This window comes from Streptomyces sp. NBRC 110028, from assembly GCF_001417735.1.
Classification (GTDB): Bacteria; Actinomycetota; Actinomycetes; order Streptomycetales; family Streptomycetaceae; genus Streptomyces.
In genome coordinates, this window is record NZ_BBUZ01000025.1 from 598,498 (window position 1) to 615,652 (window position 17,155).

The 17,155-nt window shown below is 71.5% G+C and carries 18 protein-coding genes; 9 read left to right on the plus strand and 9 right to left on the minus strand.

Features of this window, described 5'->3' with window-relative positions:
* Positions 1 to 128: 128 nt before the first annotated feature.
* Positions 129 to 1,139: a small ribosomal subunit Rsm22 family protein gene (locus ASC60_RS14835; RefSeq protein WP_055550858.1), complete on the minus strand. Its 1,011-nt coding sequence runs from the start codon at positions 1,137 to 1,139 to the stop codon at positions 129 to 131.
* Positions 1,140 to 1,185: 46 nt separating this feature from the next.
* On the opposite strand from ASC60_RS14835, the gene ASC60_RS14840 reads away from it, so the two are divergent.
* Entirely contained in the window at positions 1,186 to 1,791 is a 606-nt protein-coding gene (locus tag ASC60_RS14840; protein WP_055550860.1) for a TetR/AcrR family transcriptional regulator, read from the plus strand.
* Here ASC60_RS14840 and ASC60_RS14845 read toward each other — a convergent pair.
* Positions 1,778 to 2,689, minus strand: a complete 912-nt coding sequence (locus tag ASC60_RS14845) for a glycerophosphodiester phosphodiesterase (RefSeq protein ID WP_055550862.1) — start codon at positions 2,687 to 2,689, stop codon at positions 1,778 to 1,780. The two genes, ASC60_RS14840 and ASC60_RS14845, sit on opposite strands and share 14 nt — an antisense overlap.
* Positions 2,690 to 2,858: 169 nt before the next feature.
* On the opposite strand from ASC60_RS14845, the gene ASC60_RS14850 reads away from it, so the two are divergent.
* Complete coding sequence (locus tag ASC60_RS14850) at positions 2,859 to 3,590, plus strand: bifunctional DNA primase/polymerase (protein ID WP_055550864.1); 732 nt, start codon at positions 2,859 to 2,861, stop codon at positions 3,588 to 3,590.
* A gap of 9 nt (positions 3,591 to 3,599) precedes the next feature.
* Here the strand turns inward: ASC60_RS14850 and ASC60_RS14855 are convergent, their stop codons facing one another.
* The 6 genes from ASC60_RS14855 to map all read right to left on the minus strand — a co-directional run bounded on the left by ASC60_RS14855 (position 3,600) and on the right by map (position 9,623).
* The gene (locus ASC60_RS14855) at positions 3,600 to 4,508 is read right to left on the minus strand and encodes a hypothetical protein (protein ID WP_055550866.1); all 909 of its coding nucleotides are present in this window, start codon (positions 4,506 to 4,508) and stop codon (positions 3,600 to 3,602) included.
* Positions 4,459 to 5,430 (minus strand): iron uptake transporter permease EfeU, encoded by a 972-nt coding sequence (gene efeU, locus ASC60_RS14860; protein ID WP_055550867.1) that lies wholly within the window; start codon positions 5,428 to 5,430, stop codon positions 4,459 to 4,461. The genes ASC60_RS14855 and efeU overlap by 50 nt, the downstream gene beginning before the upstream one ends.
* A 46-nt stretch (positions 5,431 to 5,476) precedes the next feature.
* A complete protein-coding gene (gene efeB, locus ASC60_RS14865; protein WP_055550869.1) occupies positions 5,477 to 6,733 on the minus strand; it encodes an iron uptake transporter deferrochelatase/peroxidase subunit in 1,257 nt (418 codons plus the stop codon).
* A 9-nt stretch (positions 6,734 to 6,742) separates the two neighbouring features.
* The gene (gene efeO / locus ASC60_RS14870; RefSeq protein ID WP_055550871.1) at positions 6,743 to 7,876 is read right to left on the minus strand and encodes an iron uptake system protein EfeO; all 1,134 of its coding nucleotides are present in this window, start codon (positions 7,874 to 7,876) and stop codon (positions 6,743 to 6,745) included.
* A gap of 154 nt (positions 7,877 to 8,030) precedes the next feature.
* Positions 8,031 to 8,690, minus strand: coding sequence for a heme oxygenase (biliverdin-producing) (locus ASC60_RS14875; RefSeq protein WP_055550873.1), 660 nt, complete (start codon positions 8,688 to 8,690; stop codon positions 8,031 to 8,033).
* Between the two features lie 75 nt (positions 8,691 to 8,765).
* Positions 8,766 to 9,623 (minus strand): type I methionyl aminopeptidase, encoded by an 858-nt coding sequence (map, locus tag ASC60_RS14880; protein ID WP_055550875.1) that lies wholly within the window; start codon positions 9,621 to 9,623, stop codon positions 8,766 to 8,768.
* Positions 9,624 to 9,682: 59 nt separating this feature from the next.
* Here map and ASC60_RS14885 point away from each other — a divergent pair, with 59 nt between their 5' ends.
* Positions 9,683 to 9,907 carry a hypothetical protein gene (locus ASC60_RS14885; RefSeq protein ID WP_055550877.1) on the plus strand — a complete coding sequence of 75 codons (225 nt, stop codon included), beginning with the start codon at positions 9,683 to 9,685 and terminating at the stop codon, positions 9,905 to 9,907.
* Between the two features lie 327 nt (positions 9,908 to 10,234).
* The gene (locus ASC60_RS14890; RefSeq protein ID WP_234356948.1) at positions 10,235 to 10,888 is read left to right on the plus strand and encodes a peptidase inhibitor family I36 protein; all 654 of its coding nucleotides are present in this window, start codon (positions 10,235 to 10,237) and stop codon (positions 10,886 to 10,888) included.
* A 167-nt stretch (positions 10,889 to 11,055) separates the two neighbouring features.
* Here ASC60_RS14890 and ASC60_RS14895 read toward each other — a convergent pair whose 3' ends face one another.
* Positions 11,056 to 11,664, minus strand: coding sequence for a hypothetical protein (locus tag ASC60_RS14895; RefSeq protein WP_055550879.1), 609 nt, complete (start codon positions 11,662 to 11,664; stop codon positions 11,056 to 11,058).
* A gap of 219 nt (positions 11,665 to 11,883) precedes the next feature.
* Between ASC60_RS14895 and ASC60_RS14900 the strand changes: the two genes are divergently transcribed.
* The 5 genes from ASC60_RS14900 to npdG all read left to right on the plus strand — a co-directional run bounded on the left by ASC60_RS14900 (position 11,884) and on the right by npdG (position 17,127).
* Complete coding sequence (locus tag ASC60_RS14900) at positions 11,884 to 12,993, plus strand: exo-alpha-sialidase (RefSeq protein WP_055550881.1); 1,110 nt, start codon at positions 11,884 to 11,886, stop codon at positions 12,991 to 12,993.
* A complete protein-coding gene (locus ASC60_RS14905) occupies positions 12,990 to 14,327 on the plus strand; it encodes an ABC transporter substrate-binding protein (protein WP_107097080.1) in 1,338 nt (445 codons plus the stop codon). Before ASC60_RS14900 ends, ASC60_RS14905 begins: the two co-directional genes overlap by 4 nt.
* Positions 14,324 to 15,256 (plus strand): carbohydrate ABC transporter permease, encoded by a 933-nt coding sequence (locus ASC60_RS14910; protein ID WP_055550885.1) that lies wholly within the window; start codon positions 14,324 to 14,326, stop codon positions 15,254 to 15,256. Before ASC60_RS14905 ends, ASC60_RS14910 begins: the two co-directional genes overlap by 4 nt.
* Positions 15,257 to 15,534: 278 nt before the next feature.
* Positions 15,535 to 16,365 (plus strand): carbohydrate ABC transporter permease, encoded by an 831-nt coding sequence (locus ASC60_RS14915; RefSeq protein ID WP_055551134.1) that lies wholly within the window; start codon positions 15,535 to 15,537, stop codon positions 16,363 to 16,365.
* A 24-nt stretch (positions 16,366 to 16,389) separates the two neighbouring features.
* A complete protein-coding gene (gene npdG / locus ASC60_RS14920) occupies positions 16,390 to 17,127 on the plus strand; it encodes an NADPH-dependent F420 reductase (RefSeq protein WP_055550887.1) in 738 nt (245 codons plus the stop codon).
* Positions 17,128 to 17,155: the final 28 nt, after the last annotated feature.

Consider the following 17,155-nt stretch of genomic DNA (forward strand, 5'->3'; position numbering starts at 1 on the left):
CTGGCACGGCCATCTGCGGCGTTGCCGAATCAGCCGAGTAGGCCCACTACGAGGCCGATCCGGCGCCTTGCAGCTGACCGCACCAGGACGCCTCGCTACCGGGCAAACCCTGACTGACGCGGCACTAGCTAGTCGTTTTCCTGGGGTGGCCAGGTGTCGCCCCAGGCGGTGTCGCGGGCGGCGCGGTAGAGGGGGCCGTGGCGCTTGGTCACGGTGTGGCGGGTCAGGCCCTCGTCGGGGGTGCACAGGTCCAGCAGGACCTGGCCCTTGCGGGTCTGGGGGTGGCGGGTGACGCGGGCGGCCGGGGCGGGGGCGGGGAAGCGGGTCGCCACGACGTACGCGAACTTCTCGTCCTCGTGCCCCAGCGAGCCCCCCTTCACCTGCCGGTGCAGCGACGAACGGCTCACCCGCGCCGCGAAGTGGCACCAGTCGGCGCCCGGTTCGATGGGGCAGGCGGCGCTGTGCGGGCACGGGGCGAGGATGTGCAGGCCCGCCGCCACGAGCTGGTCGCGGGCCTCGCGGATGCGCAGATAGCCGTCGGGGGTGCCGGGTTCGACCAGTACCACCGCCCGGGCCGTCCGGGCCGCCTCGCCGACGACCGCGCCGCGGTCGGCGGCGGTGAGCTCGCCCAGCACGTAGGAGACGGTCACCAGGTCCGTCGCGTCGGGGAGGGCGAGGTCCGCGGTCAGGGCCCGCCGCTGCCAGCGGGCCTCGCGCAGCGGGGCGGCGGGGGAGCGCCGGGTCAGCTCGCGGCCGAGGGCGAGGGCGGGCTCGGCCCAGTCCAGGACGGTGGTGGTGTGGCCGCCCTCCGGCCACGCGGCGGCCACGGCCCAGCTCGCCGCGCCCGTGCCGCCGCCGATGTCCAGGTGCGAGGCGGGCACCCACTCGGGGGCGCGCTCGCGCAGGGCGTCGAGGGCGGCGCGCACCGCCTCGAAGGTCGCGGGCATCCGGTACGCGGCGTACGCGGCGACATCGGAGCGGTCGCGCAGAACGGGCGCGTCGGTCGGGGTGCGGCCCCGGTAGTTGGCGATCAGCCGGTCGACCGCCTGGGCCGCCTGGCGGGGCGGCAGCCCGTCGAGGAGCCCGGCGAGCGCGGTGCGCAGCGTCTCGGCGGTGGGGGCGGCGTGCGGGGCGTGCATTCCGTCGATTCTACGGGGTGCAAAGGGGGCCGCTACATTGACCGGCATGGCTCCCAACGCGACCCGCCGCAGTGAACGTTCGCACCGCGCGATCCTCGATGCCGCACTCGAACTCGTCGCCGAGCTGGGCTATCCCAAACTCACCATCGAGGCCATCGCCGCCCGCGCCGGGGTCGGCAAGCAGACGATCTACCGCTGGTGGCCCTCCAAGGCGGCCGTCCTCCTGGACGCCTTCGTCGCCCTCGGCGAGCGGGCCGCGCGGGAGGCCGGAGGCGAGGCGCCGTACGCGTTCCCCGACACCGGCGACCTGGAGGCCGACCTCAAGTTCGTGCTGCGCGCGACGGTCGACGAGCTGCGGTCGCCCACGTACGACGTGCCGTACCGGGCGCTGGCGGCCGAGGGCATCGTGAACCCGGAGATCGCGGCGGAGTTCGTGAGCCGGGTCATGGAGCCGTCGCTCCAGCTCTACGTCGAGCGGCTGCGCGCCGCGCAGCGGGCCGGGCAGGTCGCGGCCGACCTCGATCCGCGGATCGCCCTGGAGCTGGTGACCGGCCCGGTCACCGCCCGCTGGCTGCTGCGGACGCTGCCGCTCAGCCACCGTTACGCGGACGCCGTGGTCGAGATGGCGCTGCGCGGGCTCAGCCCCCGCTGAGGCCGCCGCCGGGTCCTCCGCCGGCCCGTAGCCGCACCGGGGTGGTGATCATCAGGCTCGGGGTGTCCGTGATGATCCCGTCGCATCCCAGCCGCACCATCCGGTCGCGCTGCCGGGGGGTGTTGACGGTGTGCGCCCACACATGGGGCACACCGGAGGCGATGGCCCGCCGGATGTCCGCGTCCCGCGCCCGGTAGTCGACGTCCAGCAGGTCCACGAACCCGCGCCAGTCGCCCGGCTGGTCGTGGCGCATCTGCCGGGCGGACCGCCACAGCTGGGCCGGCAGGCCCATCCGGTGGGCCTGGCGGGCCACGTCCGGGTGGTTGGAGTTCACGTAGACCGAGCGGGTCAGGCCCCGGTCGCGGATCATGCGGGCCAGCCGGGGCAGCCCGGCCGGGTCCTTCGCCTCGATCATCAGCGTGGTGCGGCCGCCGAGCCGGTCCAGCGCCTCGGCCACCGTCGGCGGCCGCTCGGGCTTCCAGGCGCCGCGCAGGGCGGGGGCGGGGCGGAGGCGTACGGTGCGCCACTGGGCGGCGGTCAGGGCGTTCACCGGCCCGGTCCGGGACGTCGTACGGTCCAGCGTCGCGTCGTGCATGACGACGAGCGTGCCGTCGCGCAGGCTGCGGACGTCGAAGTCGAGGACCTGGGCGTCCTTGCGGGCCAGGGCGGTGGTCAGCCCGGCCATGCTGTTCTCGGGCACTTCGAGGGCGCCGCCGCGGTGGGCCGTGTAGATGATCCGCGGGGCGGCGGCGAGGGCGGCGGACCGGTCGTCGAGGCGCGGTTCCGGCGGGCGGGCGGCGGGGGAGAGGGCCGGACGGGCGGTGGGGCACGCCAGGACGGCCGCCGGTATGGAAAGGGTGAGGACCGCCGCACCGGTCAGAAAATACCTGGTGATCATAAAGCGAACGCTAGGGGTGCTCGTCCGGCTATGTCCTGATATCGGCGCCCGGACGTGGATCCCGGCATCACCCCGGATGCGGACACCGGCCACCTCGGGAGCAGGATGGTGGCAGCATTGATCGGGTACCGGCGGTACCGCCGGTCGCGGCGGTGAAGCGAGGCGATAGATGGAACGCAAGAGCAGGTTCACCCAGTGGCTGCGCCGGCCGAGAAGCGCGACGGGCGGCGATACCGGCTCGGGGGCGGGCGCCGCGGGCGCCCGCGAGGACCTGCTCCTGGCCGCGGCCGCCGCCGGATTCCCGCTCGCGCCGGCCGCGTACCCCTCCGGCTACGGCTGTTCCTGCGACCGCATCGGCTGTCCGACCCCCGCCCGGCACCCCGTCTCCTTCGCCTGGGCGACCCAGGCCTCGACCGACCCGGAGCAGGTCACCCGGTGGCTGCGCGCCGACCCGCAGGCCAACTTCATCACCGCCACCGGCCTCGTCCACGACGTGCTCGACGTCCCCGTCGAGGCGGGGCGGCAGGCCCTGGAGCGGCTGGGGGCCTCGGAGGTGGAGGTCGGGCCCGTCGCGACGAGCGGCGAGGATCTGCGGCAGGGCCGGATGCTGTTCTTCACGGCCACGCGCGGCACGCCGGAGGACGAGGACGAGTGGTGGCCGTGCGAGCTGGACTGCCACCCCGAGACGATGGACGAGCACCCGGGGCTGCGGTGGCACTGCCGCGGCAGCTATGTGCTCGTACCCCCCGCCCGGCTGCCGGGGGACGGGCGCGTGGCGTGGCTCCTCGGGCCGGAGCGGCCGCTGCCGGATCCGCTGACGCTGCTGGAGGCGCTGACCGACGCGTGCCGCCTGGCCGTGGAGGAGGAGTACGAGGGCGCGGCGTGGCCGATAGGGCGGTAGCGGGTCGCGCTACTCGCCCGCGGCCCCCGTGACGCCTTCCAGGCGGTTGAGGAAGACCACCTTCGGGTCCGCCGCGTCCTTCGCGGGCACGCGGACGGCCGACTCGGCGACCCGGATCAGCGTCACCGCCCTCTTCGCCTCGCCCGTCATCAGCGCCTTGACCTGCGGATCGGGGTTGGGCCGGAAACCCTTCGCCATGGTCTGCTTCTGGCGGTGGTGCGAGGTGAAGAAGACCACCGCGCCGCCGTCCTTCGTCCGCAGCCCCACCGGGGCGTCGGAGCCGCCGCCGGCCGCCGGGGTGTCGATGTACTGCGTCCAGAACTTCGGCGTCTTCTTGAACTTCGCCCGCGACTCCCGCATCCCCGACGTCGCCGAACCGTCCGCGAACGTGTCGCCCTCGCCCGTCATCAGGTAGTCGGTGTACGCGCCGCTCAGCTTGTCCGGCCGTACCGCCAGCCGGGGCGTGGCGCCCGCGGCCTTGACCGGCTTGGCCCAGCCGTCCTTGTCGGTCGCGAACGCCGGTACCTCCTCCTGGCTGAGGATCGACAGGTACGCGGCCTTCCACGGCTGATCGGCGCCCTCCCGGGTGAAGACCACCAGCCACCGGTTGGCGTCCCGGTTGCTGTCGGTGTCCGCCACGAAGAACTTCGGCCACCCGATCTGCCGGGGGATGTGGAAGCTCGCGTCGGACAGCTTCAGCGGCGGGTAGTTCGGGTTGCCCTGCGGGGAGTTGGCGTGCTGCGCCTTCAGATCGGCGGTGCTGATCTCCTTCAGCGGGCCGGTCTCCACCTCGCTCACCACCGACGGATCCAGCTCCTGGTACGCCTTGTTGTAGGTGGCGGTGAAGTCCTTGAGCGTTTCGGCGGCCTCAGCCTTGTCGACGGACGGTATGTTCTCCCGTTCGCCGTGCACCGTCATGCACCCCGTCAGCGTCATGCCCAGCGCCAGTGCCGCCGCTGCGGTCGGAAGGACGGACGGCCGGCGGGGTGACCTGCGTGTCATGGGGCTGCGGCTCCTTCGGGGCTGCGTTGGACGGCGCCACCCTACCCGGGGCGAAGAAGAAGGTCAGCGTGGGGACCAGATACAGCAGCCACACTGTGACCTGGAGCCACGTGGGGTCCGGCTGGAAGTTGAAGACGCCCTTGAGCAGGGTGCCGTACCAGGTGTCCGGTGCGATCGTGGAGCTGATGTCGAACGCCTGGGAGTGCAGCCCCGGAAGCCAGTTCGCCTCCTGGAGGTCGTGGAAGCCGTACGCGAGGACGCCCGCCGCCACCACGACCAGCATGGCGCCCGTCCAGGTGAAGAACTTCGCCAGGTTGATCCGCAGCGCGCCACGGTAGAACAGCCAGCCCAGCACCACCGCGGTGAGCAGGCCCAGGGCCGCCCCGATCAGCGGGTCCGCCGAGCCGTCGTTGCCCACCCGCACCGCGGCCCAGATGAACAGCGCGGTCTCCAGGCCCTCCCGGCCCACCGCCAGGAACGCCGTGGCCACCAGCGCGCCGGTGCCCATGGCGAGCGCCGCGTCCAGCCTGCCGTGCAGCTCGCGCTTCAGATGGCGGGCGGTGCGCCGCATCCAGAACACCATCCAGGTCACCAGGCCGACCGCGATGATGGACAGCGAGCCGCCCAGCGCCTCCTGGGCCTCGAACGTCAGCTCCTGCGAGCCGAACTCCAGTGCCGCGCCGAAGGACAGGGCCAGCGCGATCGCCGCGCCGATGCCCAGCCACACCGGCCGCAGCGCGTCCCGGCGACCGGTCTTGACCAGGTAGGCGACCAGAATGCACACGATCAGGCTCGCTTCGAGCCCTTCGCGCAGCCCGATCAGATAGTTGCCGAACACGGGGTTCGCCTTCCTCTCGTTCTCTGTCCCTGTGTGCTGTGGGAGGTCAGGTGAACAGCGCCCTGCCCCACCAGTCGTCCGTGTCCCGGACGCCCGGCGGGATGGCGAACAGCGCCGAACCCACGTGCTGGATGTACTCGTTGAGCGCGTCGGAGCGCGCCAGGCGCCGCTGCAGCGGTACGAAGCCCTCGCGCACGTCGTGCTGGTACGCGAGGAAGAACAGCCCCGCGTCCAGCCGCCCCAGACCGTCCGTACCGTCGGTGAAGGAGTAGCCGCGGCGCAGGATGCGGATGCCGCCGTTGGAGTCCGGGTGGGCGAGGCGGACGTGCGCGTCGGGCAGCATCGCCTTCAGGTTCGGCGCGTCGCGCTCGTGCTGCTTGCCGTACGGCGCGCCCTCGCCCTTGTCCCGCCCGAACACGTCCTCCTGCTCCTTGAGCGAGGTGCGGTCCCAGGTCTCGATGTGCATGCGGATGCGCCGCGCCACCAGGTACGAGCCGCCCGCCATCCAGGCCGGGCCCGCCTTCTCGCTCACCCACACGTGTTTGTCCAGGGCGGCGGCGTCGGTGCCGGGGATGTTCCGCGTGCCGTCCTTGAAGCCCATCATGTTGCGCGGCGTCTGGGCGTCCGGGGTGGTCGAGGACGTCTTGCCGAAGCCCAGCTGCGACCAGCGGACGGCCACCTTGCCCATGCCGATGCGGGCCAGGTTGCGGATGGCGTGCACGGCCACCTGCGGGTCGTCGGCGCACGCCTGGACGCACAGATCGCCGTCGCTGCGGGCGGCTTCGAGGTCGTCGCCGGGGAAGGCGGGCAGGTCGATCAGCGCGTCGGGGCGGCGGCCCGCGATCCCGAACCGGTCCTTGCCCTTCTTGTCCTTGAAGAGGGTGGGCCCGACGCCGAAGGTGAGGGTGAGCCGGGACGGCTTGAGGCCCAGCGCCTCGCCGGTGTCGTCCGGCGGCGCCTCGACCAGGTCGCCGACCGCGCCGCCGCCGACCGCGTGCCCCTGGGTCATCCGGGCCGACGCCTTCGTCCACTCCTTGAGCAGATCGATCAGCTCGGCGCGGTCGTCGGTGGTCACGTCGAAGGCCGCGAAGTGCAGCCGGTCCTGGACGGCGGTGGCGATGCCCGCCTGATGGGCCCCGTGGAACGGGACGGCGCCGCCGCTGTCGGCCGCCTGCCCAGGGCCGTCGTCGGTGCCCAGCGCGGCGGCGGTGCCCCCGGCGGCCGCGGCGCCGAGCGCGAGCCCGGCACCGCCCCAGCCGAGGAGGGTGCGGCGGGAAGGGGAGGTCGTGGCCTCGTCGGTCATGACCTTCTCCTACTTCGAGACGACGGCGGCGGCGAGCTTGGACAGCGGCTCGGCCAGGGCGTTGACCCCGTCCGACAGCTCCTTGCGCTTGCTCTCCGAGACGGTGTCGTACGAGACGAAGCCGTCGCCCTCGCGGTACTCGTCCAGCAGCTTCCGCACCGCGGCGAACTGCTTGTCCAGCTCCTTGGCCAGCGCCGGGTCGTTTTTCGCGGCCACGGGCCTGAGCAGCTTGTACGAGGTCTCGGCGCCCTCGACGTTGCCCTCGAAGTCCACCAGGTCGGTGTGGCTGTAGCGCTCCTCCTCGCCGGTGACCTTGCCGGTCTGCACCTCGTCCAGCAGCTCCTTGGCGCCGTTGGCCATGCCGGTGGGGGTGATCTCGGCGGTGCCGACCCGCTTCTGCCAGTCCTTGAGGTCCTTGATCAGCTGGTCGGCGAGGTCATGGTCGGCCTTGGTGATCTTCTTCGCCTGCCACAGCGACTTCTCCAGCCGGTGCCAGCCGGTCCACTTCTGCCCCTTCTCCAGCCCGTCCTCGCGCACATCGACCTTCGGGTCGATGTCGCCGAACGACTCCGCGACCGGCTCGGTGCGCTCCCAGCCGACGCGGGAGGGCGCGTACGCCTTCTTGGCGGCCTCCAGATCGTCCTTCTTGATCGCGTCGGCGAACGCCTGGGCCTTCGGCAGCGTCTCGTCGGCCTGCCGCTGCGTGTACGCCCGGTACGCGGCCACCGCCTTGTCCAGCCGCGGATCCCGCTTCGCCGCCGCGCCCTTGCCCGTGGCGGACACCTTCTGCCGGATGCCGTGGCCCTTCATCCCGGGCTTGCAGGCGATCTCGTACGAGCCGGCCTTCACCTCGGCGTTGATCACGGCCTTGGTGCCGGGCCCGATGTTCTCCCGCTCGGTGACGATCCGGTCGCCGGGGGCGTAGACGTAGACCTCGGTGACCTTGGAGCCCTTGTTCTCCACCGCGAGCTTCACATGCCCGGCCGGGAACGACGTCCGGGAGACCTCGCACGCGCTGTCCGAGGCCGTGACCTGGACGGCGTCCGACCCCTTGGCGTCGGACTTCTCGGCGCAGCCGGTGACGGCGGTGAGCGTCGTCAACGCCGATATGGCGGCGACGACAGGGGTGCGAGCGGCTCGCATGCGGGCTCCAGACACGACTCAGGGGACGAATAAGGCAGACCTAACTTAACTGAGCCTTACCTGTGTGTCGCCCGAGTATTTCCAAAGATCCGTCTGCACATGGCAAAGTTTCGGCCAAGTGGCCTGAATGCGGCAGGGAGACGTTACGCGGCCTTCAGGCGCTGAGCGGGAAGTGGCGGCCCAGATCGCCGAGGATCGCGCTGTTGAGCCCGTAGGCGCGCTTGCACTCGTCGACCACCCGCTGCTTCTCCAGATCGTCCACCGGTAGCGCGTCCAGCAGGGCGCGGTAGTCGCGCTTGAAGGCGGCCGGATTGTCGATCGACTCGAAGACGTAGAACCGCACCCCGTCGCCCTTGCGGTCGAAGCCCCACGTCTTCTCGGCCATCGCGCGCACGATCTGGCCGCCGGACAGATCGCCGAGATAGCGGGTGTAGTGATGGGCGACCAGCCCGGCGGGCCAGTCGCGCACGCACGCCTCCACGCGGGCCGCGTACCGCTCCGTGGCGGGCAGCGGCTCCAGGCCGGAGCGCCAGCGAGGGCCGCCGAGGTGGGTCAGATCGCGCTCCAGCTCCCGGGTGCGGGCCAGGTCGAGCGTGACGAACGGACCCGCGACCGGGTCCTCGGCGAGGCGCCCGGGGGCCGACTCCAGGGCCCGGTAGACGAACCAGAGCTGCTCCGTGTACCGCCGGTACGCGTCCACGCCCAGCCGCCCGCCGAGCAGATCGCCCATGAAGGCCGACCCGGCGACCTCGGTGTGCTGCTCGTGCGAGGCGGCGCGGAGGAGTGCGGAGAAGGGCGTGGGCGCGGCGTCCAAAACAGCCTCCGTGGTGGGGTGAGGGCGACCTGACCCCACCCTTTCCCGACGCCCTGTCGGCAAAACCCTCCCGGCTCAGGGGAGCGTCAGGATCTCCGCCCCGGTGTCCGTCACCACCAGTGTGTGCTCGAACTGCGCCGTCCGCTTGCGGTCCTTGGTGACGACCGTCCAGCCGTCCTCCCACATGTCGTACTCGTACGTCCCCAGCGTCAGCATCGGCTCGATCGTGAACGTCATGCCCGGCTTGATCTCGGTCGTGTGGTGCGGACTGTCGTAGTGCGGCACGATCAGCCCGGAGTGGAACGAGGTGTTGACGCCGTGGCCGGTGAAGTCCCGGACCACGCCGTAGCCGAAGCGCTTGGCGTACGACTCGATGACCCGGCCGACGATGTTGATCCGCCGGCCCGGCTTGACCGCCTTGATCGCGCGGTGGAGCGACTCCCGGGTCCGCTCCACCAGCAGCCGCGACTCCTCGTCCACGTCGCCGCACAGGTAGGTGGCGTTGTTGTCGCCGTGCACGCCGTGGATGAAGGCGGTGACGTCGAGGTTCACGATGTCGCCGTCGCGCAGGACGGTGGTGTCCGGGATGCCGTGGCAGATGACCTCGTTGACCGAGGAGCACAGCGACTTCGGGAAGCCGCGGTAGCCGAGGGTGGACGGGTACGCCCCGTGATCGCACATGTACTCGTGCGCGACCCGGTCCAGCTCGTCCGTCGTCACCCCCGGCTCGATCAGCTTCGCGGCCTCCTCCATCGCCCGCGCGGCGATCCGCCCCGCGATCCGCATCCGCTCGATCGTTTCGGCATCCTGCACCTCGGGCCCCTCGTACGGCGCGGGACCCTCCTTCCCGACGTACTCGGGCCGGGGGATCGAGGCGGGGACGGGGCGGGCGGGGGAGAGCTTCCCCGGAACAAGGAGTGACTGGCCAGACATATCAGCGAGTGTATCGGCGCCGGATCGGGCACCATGGCCGCGAGGAAGAGGAGGCCGGAATGGCGCTGTTCAGGAAGGGTCCCGTCGGAAAGCCGGGCGAGTGGTACTACTGCGTCAAGCATCACAAGGTCGAAGAGGGCCCCGAATGCCGCGCGGCGGACCGCCTGGGCCCGTACGCCACCCCGGCGGAGGCGGGGCGCGCGCTGGAGACCGCGCAGGAGCGGAACGCCCAGTGGCAGAACGACCCCCGCTGGCAGGACGACGCCCCGGGCGATTCCGCCTGACGGGGCGTTGCTTCCCCCGCCCCGCCCCCTTCCGGTCGCTGGTCCGCGCCTGGACCACCAGACCGTGACCTGGCTGCTGGAAGGCTATGTCCCCCGGCCGGCTTCCGTGCGCCCCGTCTGACGGAGCCGTCGTCTCGCCGCTCCCCTCCAGGCTGGAAGGGCGGCCTGGAGGGGGCGGGGAATCTATCTCAGCCAGGTAACCACTGCGTCCGGAAAGCAGTCACCCCTTTGTGAATTCTTTGCGAACGCCTTACCCACACATATAACTTCTGCTAGATTTTTCGATCAACCGAAGACCTCGAACAGAGGCGACAGCCAGGGGGAAAAATGATGCTCCGCAAGCGCAAGGCGCTGCCTGTGGCGTTCATCGCGATGCTCGGCGTCGCCGCAATTCCCGGGGCGAGTGAAGCGGCGGGCCCGGATGACCTTCAGCAGCAGATCGACGCCGTCTTGGCCAAGACCGAGGGCGGGGTGCAGATCAGCAGGTACGAGATAGCGTGGGGCGACGGTGAGGCCATCATGGCCTTCCCGTTTCCCGGACAGAAGACGGCGCCCCCGAGCAGTGCGGCGGCCAAGAGACTCGAAGCCGAGACGGTAGACGCCCGCCGGTCCCTCATCAAAGAGGACAGGACTGGCGCCGCCGACGCCGAGGCCACTCCGCTCGGTGAAGACGCGTGCCCGACCGAGGCAATCGGTAAGGACTGGTACTGCTTCTACCAGTCCAAGGAATACGAGGGTCGACGCCTGCAGTGGAACTCCAATCACACCACCCGGGTCTATTTCTCGAATTACGACTTCCACAACAGGACGTCATCTTGGTCGAACAAGGGCGGCCTGGACGTCCAAGTCATGGGGCGCACCGAAAGCGGAAGCGACGTTTCATGCACGGAGCAACTGTGGTGGGAAAAACCTCACACCCGCAACTCCAGCCTGCCTTCCAGCCTGAACAATACGGCCGACTGCTTCAGGACGTACGAGTAGCAGAGATCGAATTGCGTGGGGGTGGGCGGCGGCAGACCGCTGAGGTCGGCTGTTGGGGAATCCCTGTGGGTGCGAGGTGGTCGTGGCGCCGGTCGGGGTGATGTGGGCCGCGAGATCGGCACCGCGTATCGATCAGGCCCGATTGCGGTGTGCTGGGGAACGGGCCGTTACCAGCCGGGTGGGGGCGGGGACGTCAGCTGGTCGGCCAGGCGGGCCAGGCGGTCGCGGATGCGGCGGCGGCCGGGGCGGGGCGGGAGGGTGTTCTCCCCGGCGGCCGCGCTGACCAGGTGCTGAACCGTATCGAGGTCGAGGTCGGCGCCCTCGGGGGCGGACAGCGCGTCGTGGGCCAGGGCGTGCAGTTCGGCGTCGCCGCCGTCGAGGGCGAGGACGGTGGCGCCGCCCCGGCGGGCGTCGTGGACGCGCTCCAGCAGCCCGGCGCCCGGGTCGCCGGGGGCGACGACGAGCAGGGTCTCGCCGCGCCCGGCGGCCTCCAGGCGGCCCAGGCCGACCGCCAGATGGGCCGGGACCGCGGGGCCCGCCGGGACCCGGTGGCGGACGAGCGTCGGGGACAGCTCCGGGAGCCCGGACCAGGCGGCCTCGTCGTCGAGGTGCGCGGCCAGGTGCCAGGGTTCGTACTCCTCGCTGCCCACGAGCAGTAATCCACCCTCGCGCGAGCCGATCGAGGCCCGCAGGGAGCCCGCGAAGCGGCGGGTGGACTGCAACCACTCGGTTCCGGCGAGCACTTCGCGCAGCAGCGCGACCCGTACGGCGTCCATGGCACCGGATCCTGCCGTGGGTGGGGCGAGGGGGCCGGAGGAATGGGGGACGGTCACCCCTTCGAGGGCACGGGCACCACGCGGCGACAACTGTTCATTGTGCCGACTCTTGACGCTCTGTGAGGCAAACCCTATGGTCGCCGGACACAAGGGACGTCCTACGTCCCATTTTTCCGCTGAGCACTCGATCGATTGCAACGGCGCATCGGGAGGGTCCGCATGGCATGCCCGTACGAGGTCTCCGTCCCGTTCCGGGCCGGGGCCGGGGGGTACGCGAGCTACCGGATTCCGGCGGTGGTGGTCACGCGCGCCGGGACGCTGCTGGCCTTCGCCGAGGGGCGGGTGGGGTCGTCCGCCGATCACGGGGACATCGACCTGGTGCTGAAGCGGTCCGCCGACGGGGGCCGGACCTGGGGCGCGCCCGCGGTCGTCGCGCGCAACGGGGACGGAACGGCGGGGAACCCCGCGCCGGTCGTGCTGGAGGACGGGCCGCACGCGGGCCGGATCGTCCTGGTGCACGTCCGCAGCGCCGCCTCCGCGACCGAGGACCGGATCCGCCGCGGCGAGGTGTCCGCGGAGGACGGGCGGCGGGTGTGGCTCACGTACAGCGACGACGACGGCCTCGGCTGGAGCGCGGCCCGTGAGATCACCGAGGGGGCGAAACGCCCCGAGTGGCGCTGGTACGCCACGACTCCGGGCCACGCGCTGCGATTACGCCACGGCGGCCACGCGGGCCGGATCGTCGTCCCGGCCAACCACTCCCTCCCCCCGGCGGTCCCCGGCGACACCGGCACCGAGGGCCGCTACAACGGCGGGCACGACCTGCTGAGCGACGACGACGGCGAGACCTGGCGGATCGGGTACGTGGACGACAACCCGGACGGCTACATCAACGTCAACGAGACGACCGCCGCCGAACTCCCCGACGGCCGGGTCTACTTCAACACCCGGAACGACGCGACCGCGCCCGGCACCCGAGCCGACGCCTGCTCCTGCGACGGCGGCGAGACCCTGGCCACCCCCTTCCGGCCGCAGGCCGGGCTGGTGACGCCGGTGGTCGAGGGCTGTGTGCTGCACCTCGGTGACCCGGATGTCCTGCTGTACTCCGGGCCCGCCGCGCCCGGCTTCCGGGCCCTGATGACGGTGCGGGCGAGCCGCGACGGCGGGGTCACCTGGCAGGTGGCGCACACCGTGGACGGGCTGCCCGCGGCCTACTCCGACCTGGTCAGGATCGATCGGGACACGGTCGGACTGCTCTACGAGACCGGCGACTTCAGCGCCTACTCGGCCATCACATTCCGGCGCATTCCGGTGGAGGAGCTGGTATGAGCATGTCAGAAAACGCGGGATTCGGGCGGCGTGCCGTCCTCGGCGGCGCGGCCGCCGCGGCGGCCGGGTTCGCCCTCGCCGGATGCGGCGGGGACGACGACGGGGGCGATGAGCCCAAGGGCCGTAAGAAGGGCGAGAAGATCACCCTGTCCTTCTGGTCCTGGGTGCCGGGCATCGACAAGCCCGTGGACCTGTGGAACAGCAAGAACCCCGAGGTCCGGGTCAAGGTCGAGAAGGTGTCGGCGGTCGAGGGCGCCCAGTACGCGAAGATGCACGCCGCGATCAAGGCGGGCAACCCGCCGGACCTCGGGCAGATCGAGTACCCGGTGGTGCCCGGCTTCCTGATCGACAACGGGCTGCTCGATCTCACGAAGTACGGGATCGGGCGCTACAAGGACAGGTTCGTCGGCTGGCAGTGGCAGCAGTCGGTGTTCGGCAAGGGCGTGTACGCCGTACCGCAGGCGTCCGGGCCGATGGGGCTGTTCATCCGTCAGGACCTGTTCGACAAGTGGGGCGTCGAGCCGCCCGCCACCTGGGACGAGTACGAGGCGGCGGCCAAGGCGATCCGGAAGAAGGGCGCCTGGATCGAGACCTTCTCGGCGACCAACGGCAACCGCTTCGCGGGCCTCGCCTGGCAGGCGGGGGCGCGCTGGTTCGGCGCCCAGGGCGACACCTGGACCGTCTCGATCGACGACGAGCCGACCGTCAAGGTCGCCGACTACTGGGACGCGCTGGTCAAACAGAAGCTGATCAAGACCATCCCGGACCGGCAGAACGCCTGGTACAAGGACGTTCAGACCGGCGCGATGGCGTCCTGGCTCGGCGCCAGCTGGGGTGACGCGCTGCTGGTCGGCAACGCGCCCGAGACCGCCGGGAAGTGGCGGGTCGTCCCCATGCCGCAGTGGAAGCGGGGGGACGGCGCGTACGCCAACTGGGGCGGCTCCACGACCGCCGTCTTCGCCCAGTCCACGTACCCCAAGGACGCCCTGGCGTTCGCGGTCTGGCTCAACACCGACCCCGAGTCGATCAAGCTGCTGATCGAGAACGGCTACGGCACCCCGGGCGCCAAGCAGGGCTACGCCACCTCCGACCTCGACGTCCACAAGGACTTCTTCGGCGGGCAGGCGTACAGCAAGGTGTTCGACGACGCGAGCAAGGGCGTGGACACCAGCTGGACGTGGGGCCCGGCCACCGACACCCTCTACCAGCGGCTCGGCGACGCCTTCACGGCGGCCATCGGCGACGGCTCGTCGTTCCGGTCGGTGCTGAAGAAGGTCCAGCGGGACACGATCAGCGACCTGAAGGAAAAGGGCCTCAAGGCGGAGGCCGGATGACGGGCCGGGTGCGCCGGCTCACGCGGGCCGAGGCGCGCGGCGCGCGGGCGGCGGCCGGTTTCCTGCTGCCGTTCCTCGCGCTGTTCCTCCTCTGCTTCATCGCCCCCATCGGCTTCGCGCTCTACGAGAGCCTGCTGAGGGTCGAGCGCACCGGCCCGCTCGGCCTCGGCGGTGGGACGAAGGACGTCTGGGCGGGCCTCGCCAACTACACCCACGCCCTCCAGGACGGCCACTTCACCGCCGGATTCGGGCGGGTGCTGCTCTTCGGCGCGGTCCAGATCCCGGTGATGATCGCCTTCGCCACCGCGCTGGCGCTGCTGCTGGAGGCGGCGTCGGCGCGTTGGGTCGGCTTCTTCCGCACCGCCTTCTTCCTGCCGTACGGGGTGCCCGGGGTGATCGCCTCGATCCTGTGGGGCTTCCTCTACGTACCGGGGATCAGCCCGCTGGTGGAAATGGCGCACTCGGCGGGCTGGGACGTCGACTTCCTGGGCCGCTCCACCGTGCTGTGGTCCATCGCCAACATCGTCACCTGGCAGTTCACCGGCTACAACATGCTGGTGCTGATCGCGCAGCTCAAGGCGGTGCCGGGGGAGCTGTACGAGGCGGCGAAGATCGACGGCGCGAGTGCCGGGCAGATCGCCCTGCACATCAAGCTCCCCCTGATCAGGCCCGCCCTCGTCCTCACCACGGTCTTCAGCCTCATCGGCACCCTCCAGCTGTTCGCCGAGCCCAAGGTGCTCAAACCGCTCAGCAACGGGATCGACTCCGGCTACACCCCCAACCTGGCCGCCTACAACGAGGCGTTCACCAGCAACAACCAGCACATCGCGGCGGCCGAGGCGGTGCTGCTGGCGGTGGTGGCGTGCGTGCTGTCCTTCGGCTTTCTGCGGCTGGTGGGGCAGCGCGGGAAGGGAGGGGAGGGCCGGTGAGCCAGGCGAACGACCCGGGCCGGCAGGGTGCGGAATCGGCCACCGGCGCGGGCGGCGGCCCCGGGCGTGCCGAGCCGCCGGTCCGGGCCGGGCGGGCTGCCCCGGGCCGCCCCGGGGACGTGCCCGCGCCACGCTCCGGCCCCGGCTCGGGCACGGAATCGGCCCCCGGAGCGCGCACCGGCGGGTCGGACGACGGCGGCGGCCCCGCACCGGGCACGGCCCGCCCGGACCGCCGACGCGCGGACCGCCGACGCCCGGAGCGCGGGCGGCGGCCCGCGTTGCGGTACCGCGTCATCACCGTCTCGCTGCTCGCCGTCGCCGCCGTCTACTTCCTCACGCCCGTCTACTGGCTCGTCGTCTCCTCGACCAAGTCCAGCAGCGACCTCTTCGGCACCTTCGGCTTCTGGTTCCACGACCCGGACCCCCTCGGCCGTCTGCGCCAGGTACTGACGTACGACGACGGCATCTACGCACGGTGGTTCGCCAACAGCCTGATGTACGCGGGCGTCGGCGCCCTCGCCGCGACCCTGCTGTCGGCCGCCGCCGGGTACGCCCTCGCCAAGTTCCGCTTCCCCGGGCGGGAGGGGATCTTCAACGTCATCCTGGCCGGGGTCCTCATCCCCGGCACCGCGCTCGCCCTCCCCCTCTACCTCCTCTTCAGCCGCGTCGGCCTGGCCAACACCTACTGGGCCGTCCTCGTCCCCAGCGTCGTCAGCCCCTTCGGCGTCTATCTCTGCCGGATCTACGCGGCGGCCGCCGTCCCCGACTCGCTGATGGAGGCGGCGCGGATCGACGGGGCGGGGGAGGCGCGGATCTTCTCCACGGTGGGGCTGCGGCTGATGCCCCCTGCCCTGGTCACCGTCTTCCTGTTCCAGTTCGTGCACATCTGGAACAACTTCTTCCTGCCGCTGGTCATGCTCTCCGACTCCGACCTCTATCCGATCCAGCTCGGCCTCACCTCCTGGACCGGCTACGCGGACCGGCAGCCGGAGCTGTACCAGTACACGGTCGGCGGCGCCTTCCTGTCCGTGCTGCCGCTGATGGTGCTGATGGGCGTCCTCCAGCGGTACTGGCGCACCGGGCTGACGGACGGGAGCGTGAAGGCCTGACGTGGGCGTGACAGTATCGCTGTCATGACTACTCCTGACGGCACGACCGCCCCCAACGAAGCCCCCGCCAAGAAGGCCCCCGCCAAGGACCCCTGGGACCTCCCGGACGTCTCCGGCCTGGTCGTCGGCGTGCTCGGCGGCACCGGCGACCAGGGCCGCGGCCTCGCCTACCGGCTGGCCCGGGCCGGGCAGAAGGTGATCATCGGCTCCCGCGCCGCCGAGCGCGCACAGACCGCGGCCGAGGAGCTGGGCGGCGCCGAGCTGGGCATCGAGGGCGCGGACAACGCCGAGTGCTCGCGCCGCAGCGACATCGTGATCGTCGCCGTCCCGTGGGAGGGCCACGGCAAGACGCTGGAGGCGCTGCGCGAGGAGCTGAGCGGCAAGCTCGTCATCGACTGCGTCAACCCGCTGGGCTTCGACAAGAAGGGCGCGTACGCCCTGAAGCCGGAGGAGGGCAGCGCCGCCGAACAGGCCGCGGCCCTGCTCCCGGACTCCCGCGTCACCGCCGCCTTCCACCACCTGTCGGCCGTACTGCTCCAGGACCCGGAGATCGCGGAGATCGACACGGACGTCATGGTGCTGGGCGAGTCCCGCGCGGACACCGACCTGGTGCAGGCCCTGGCCGCCCGCATCCCGGGCATGCGGGGCGTCTTCGCGGGCCGGCTGCGCAACGCCCACCAGGTCGAGTCCCTGGTGGCCAACCTGATCTCGGTAAACCGCCGCTACAAGGCCCACGCGGGCCTGCGCGTGACGGACATCTGAGCGGACGTCTGAGCGGACGTCCGTGCGG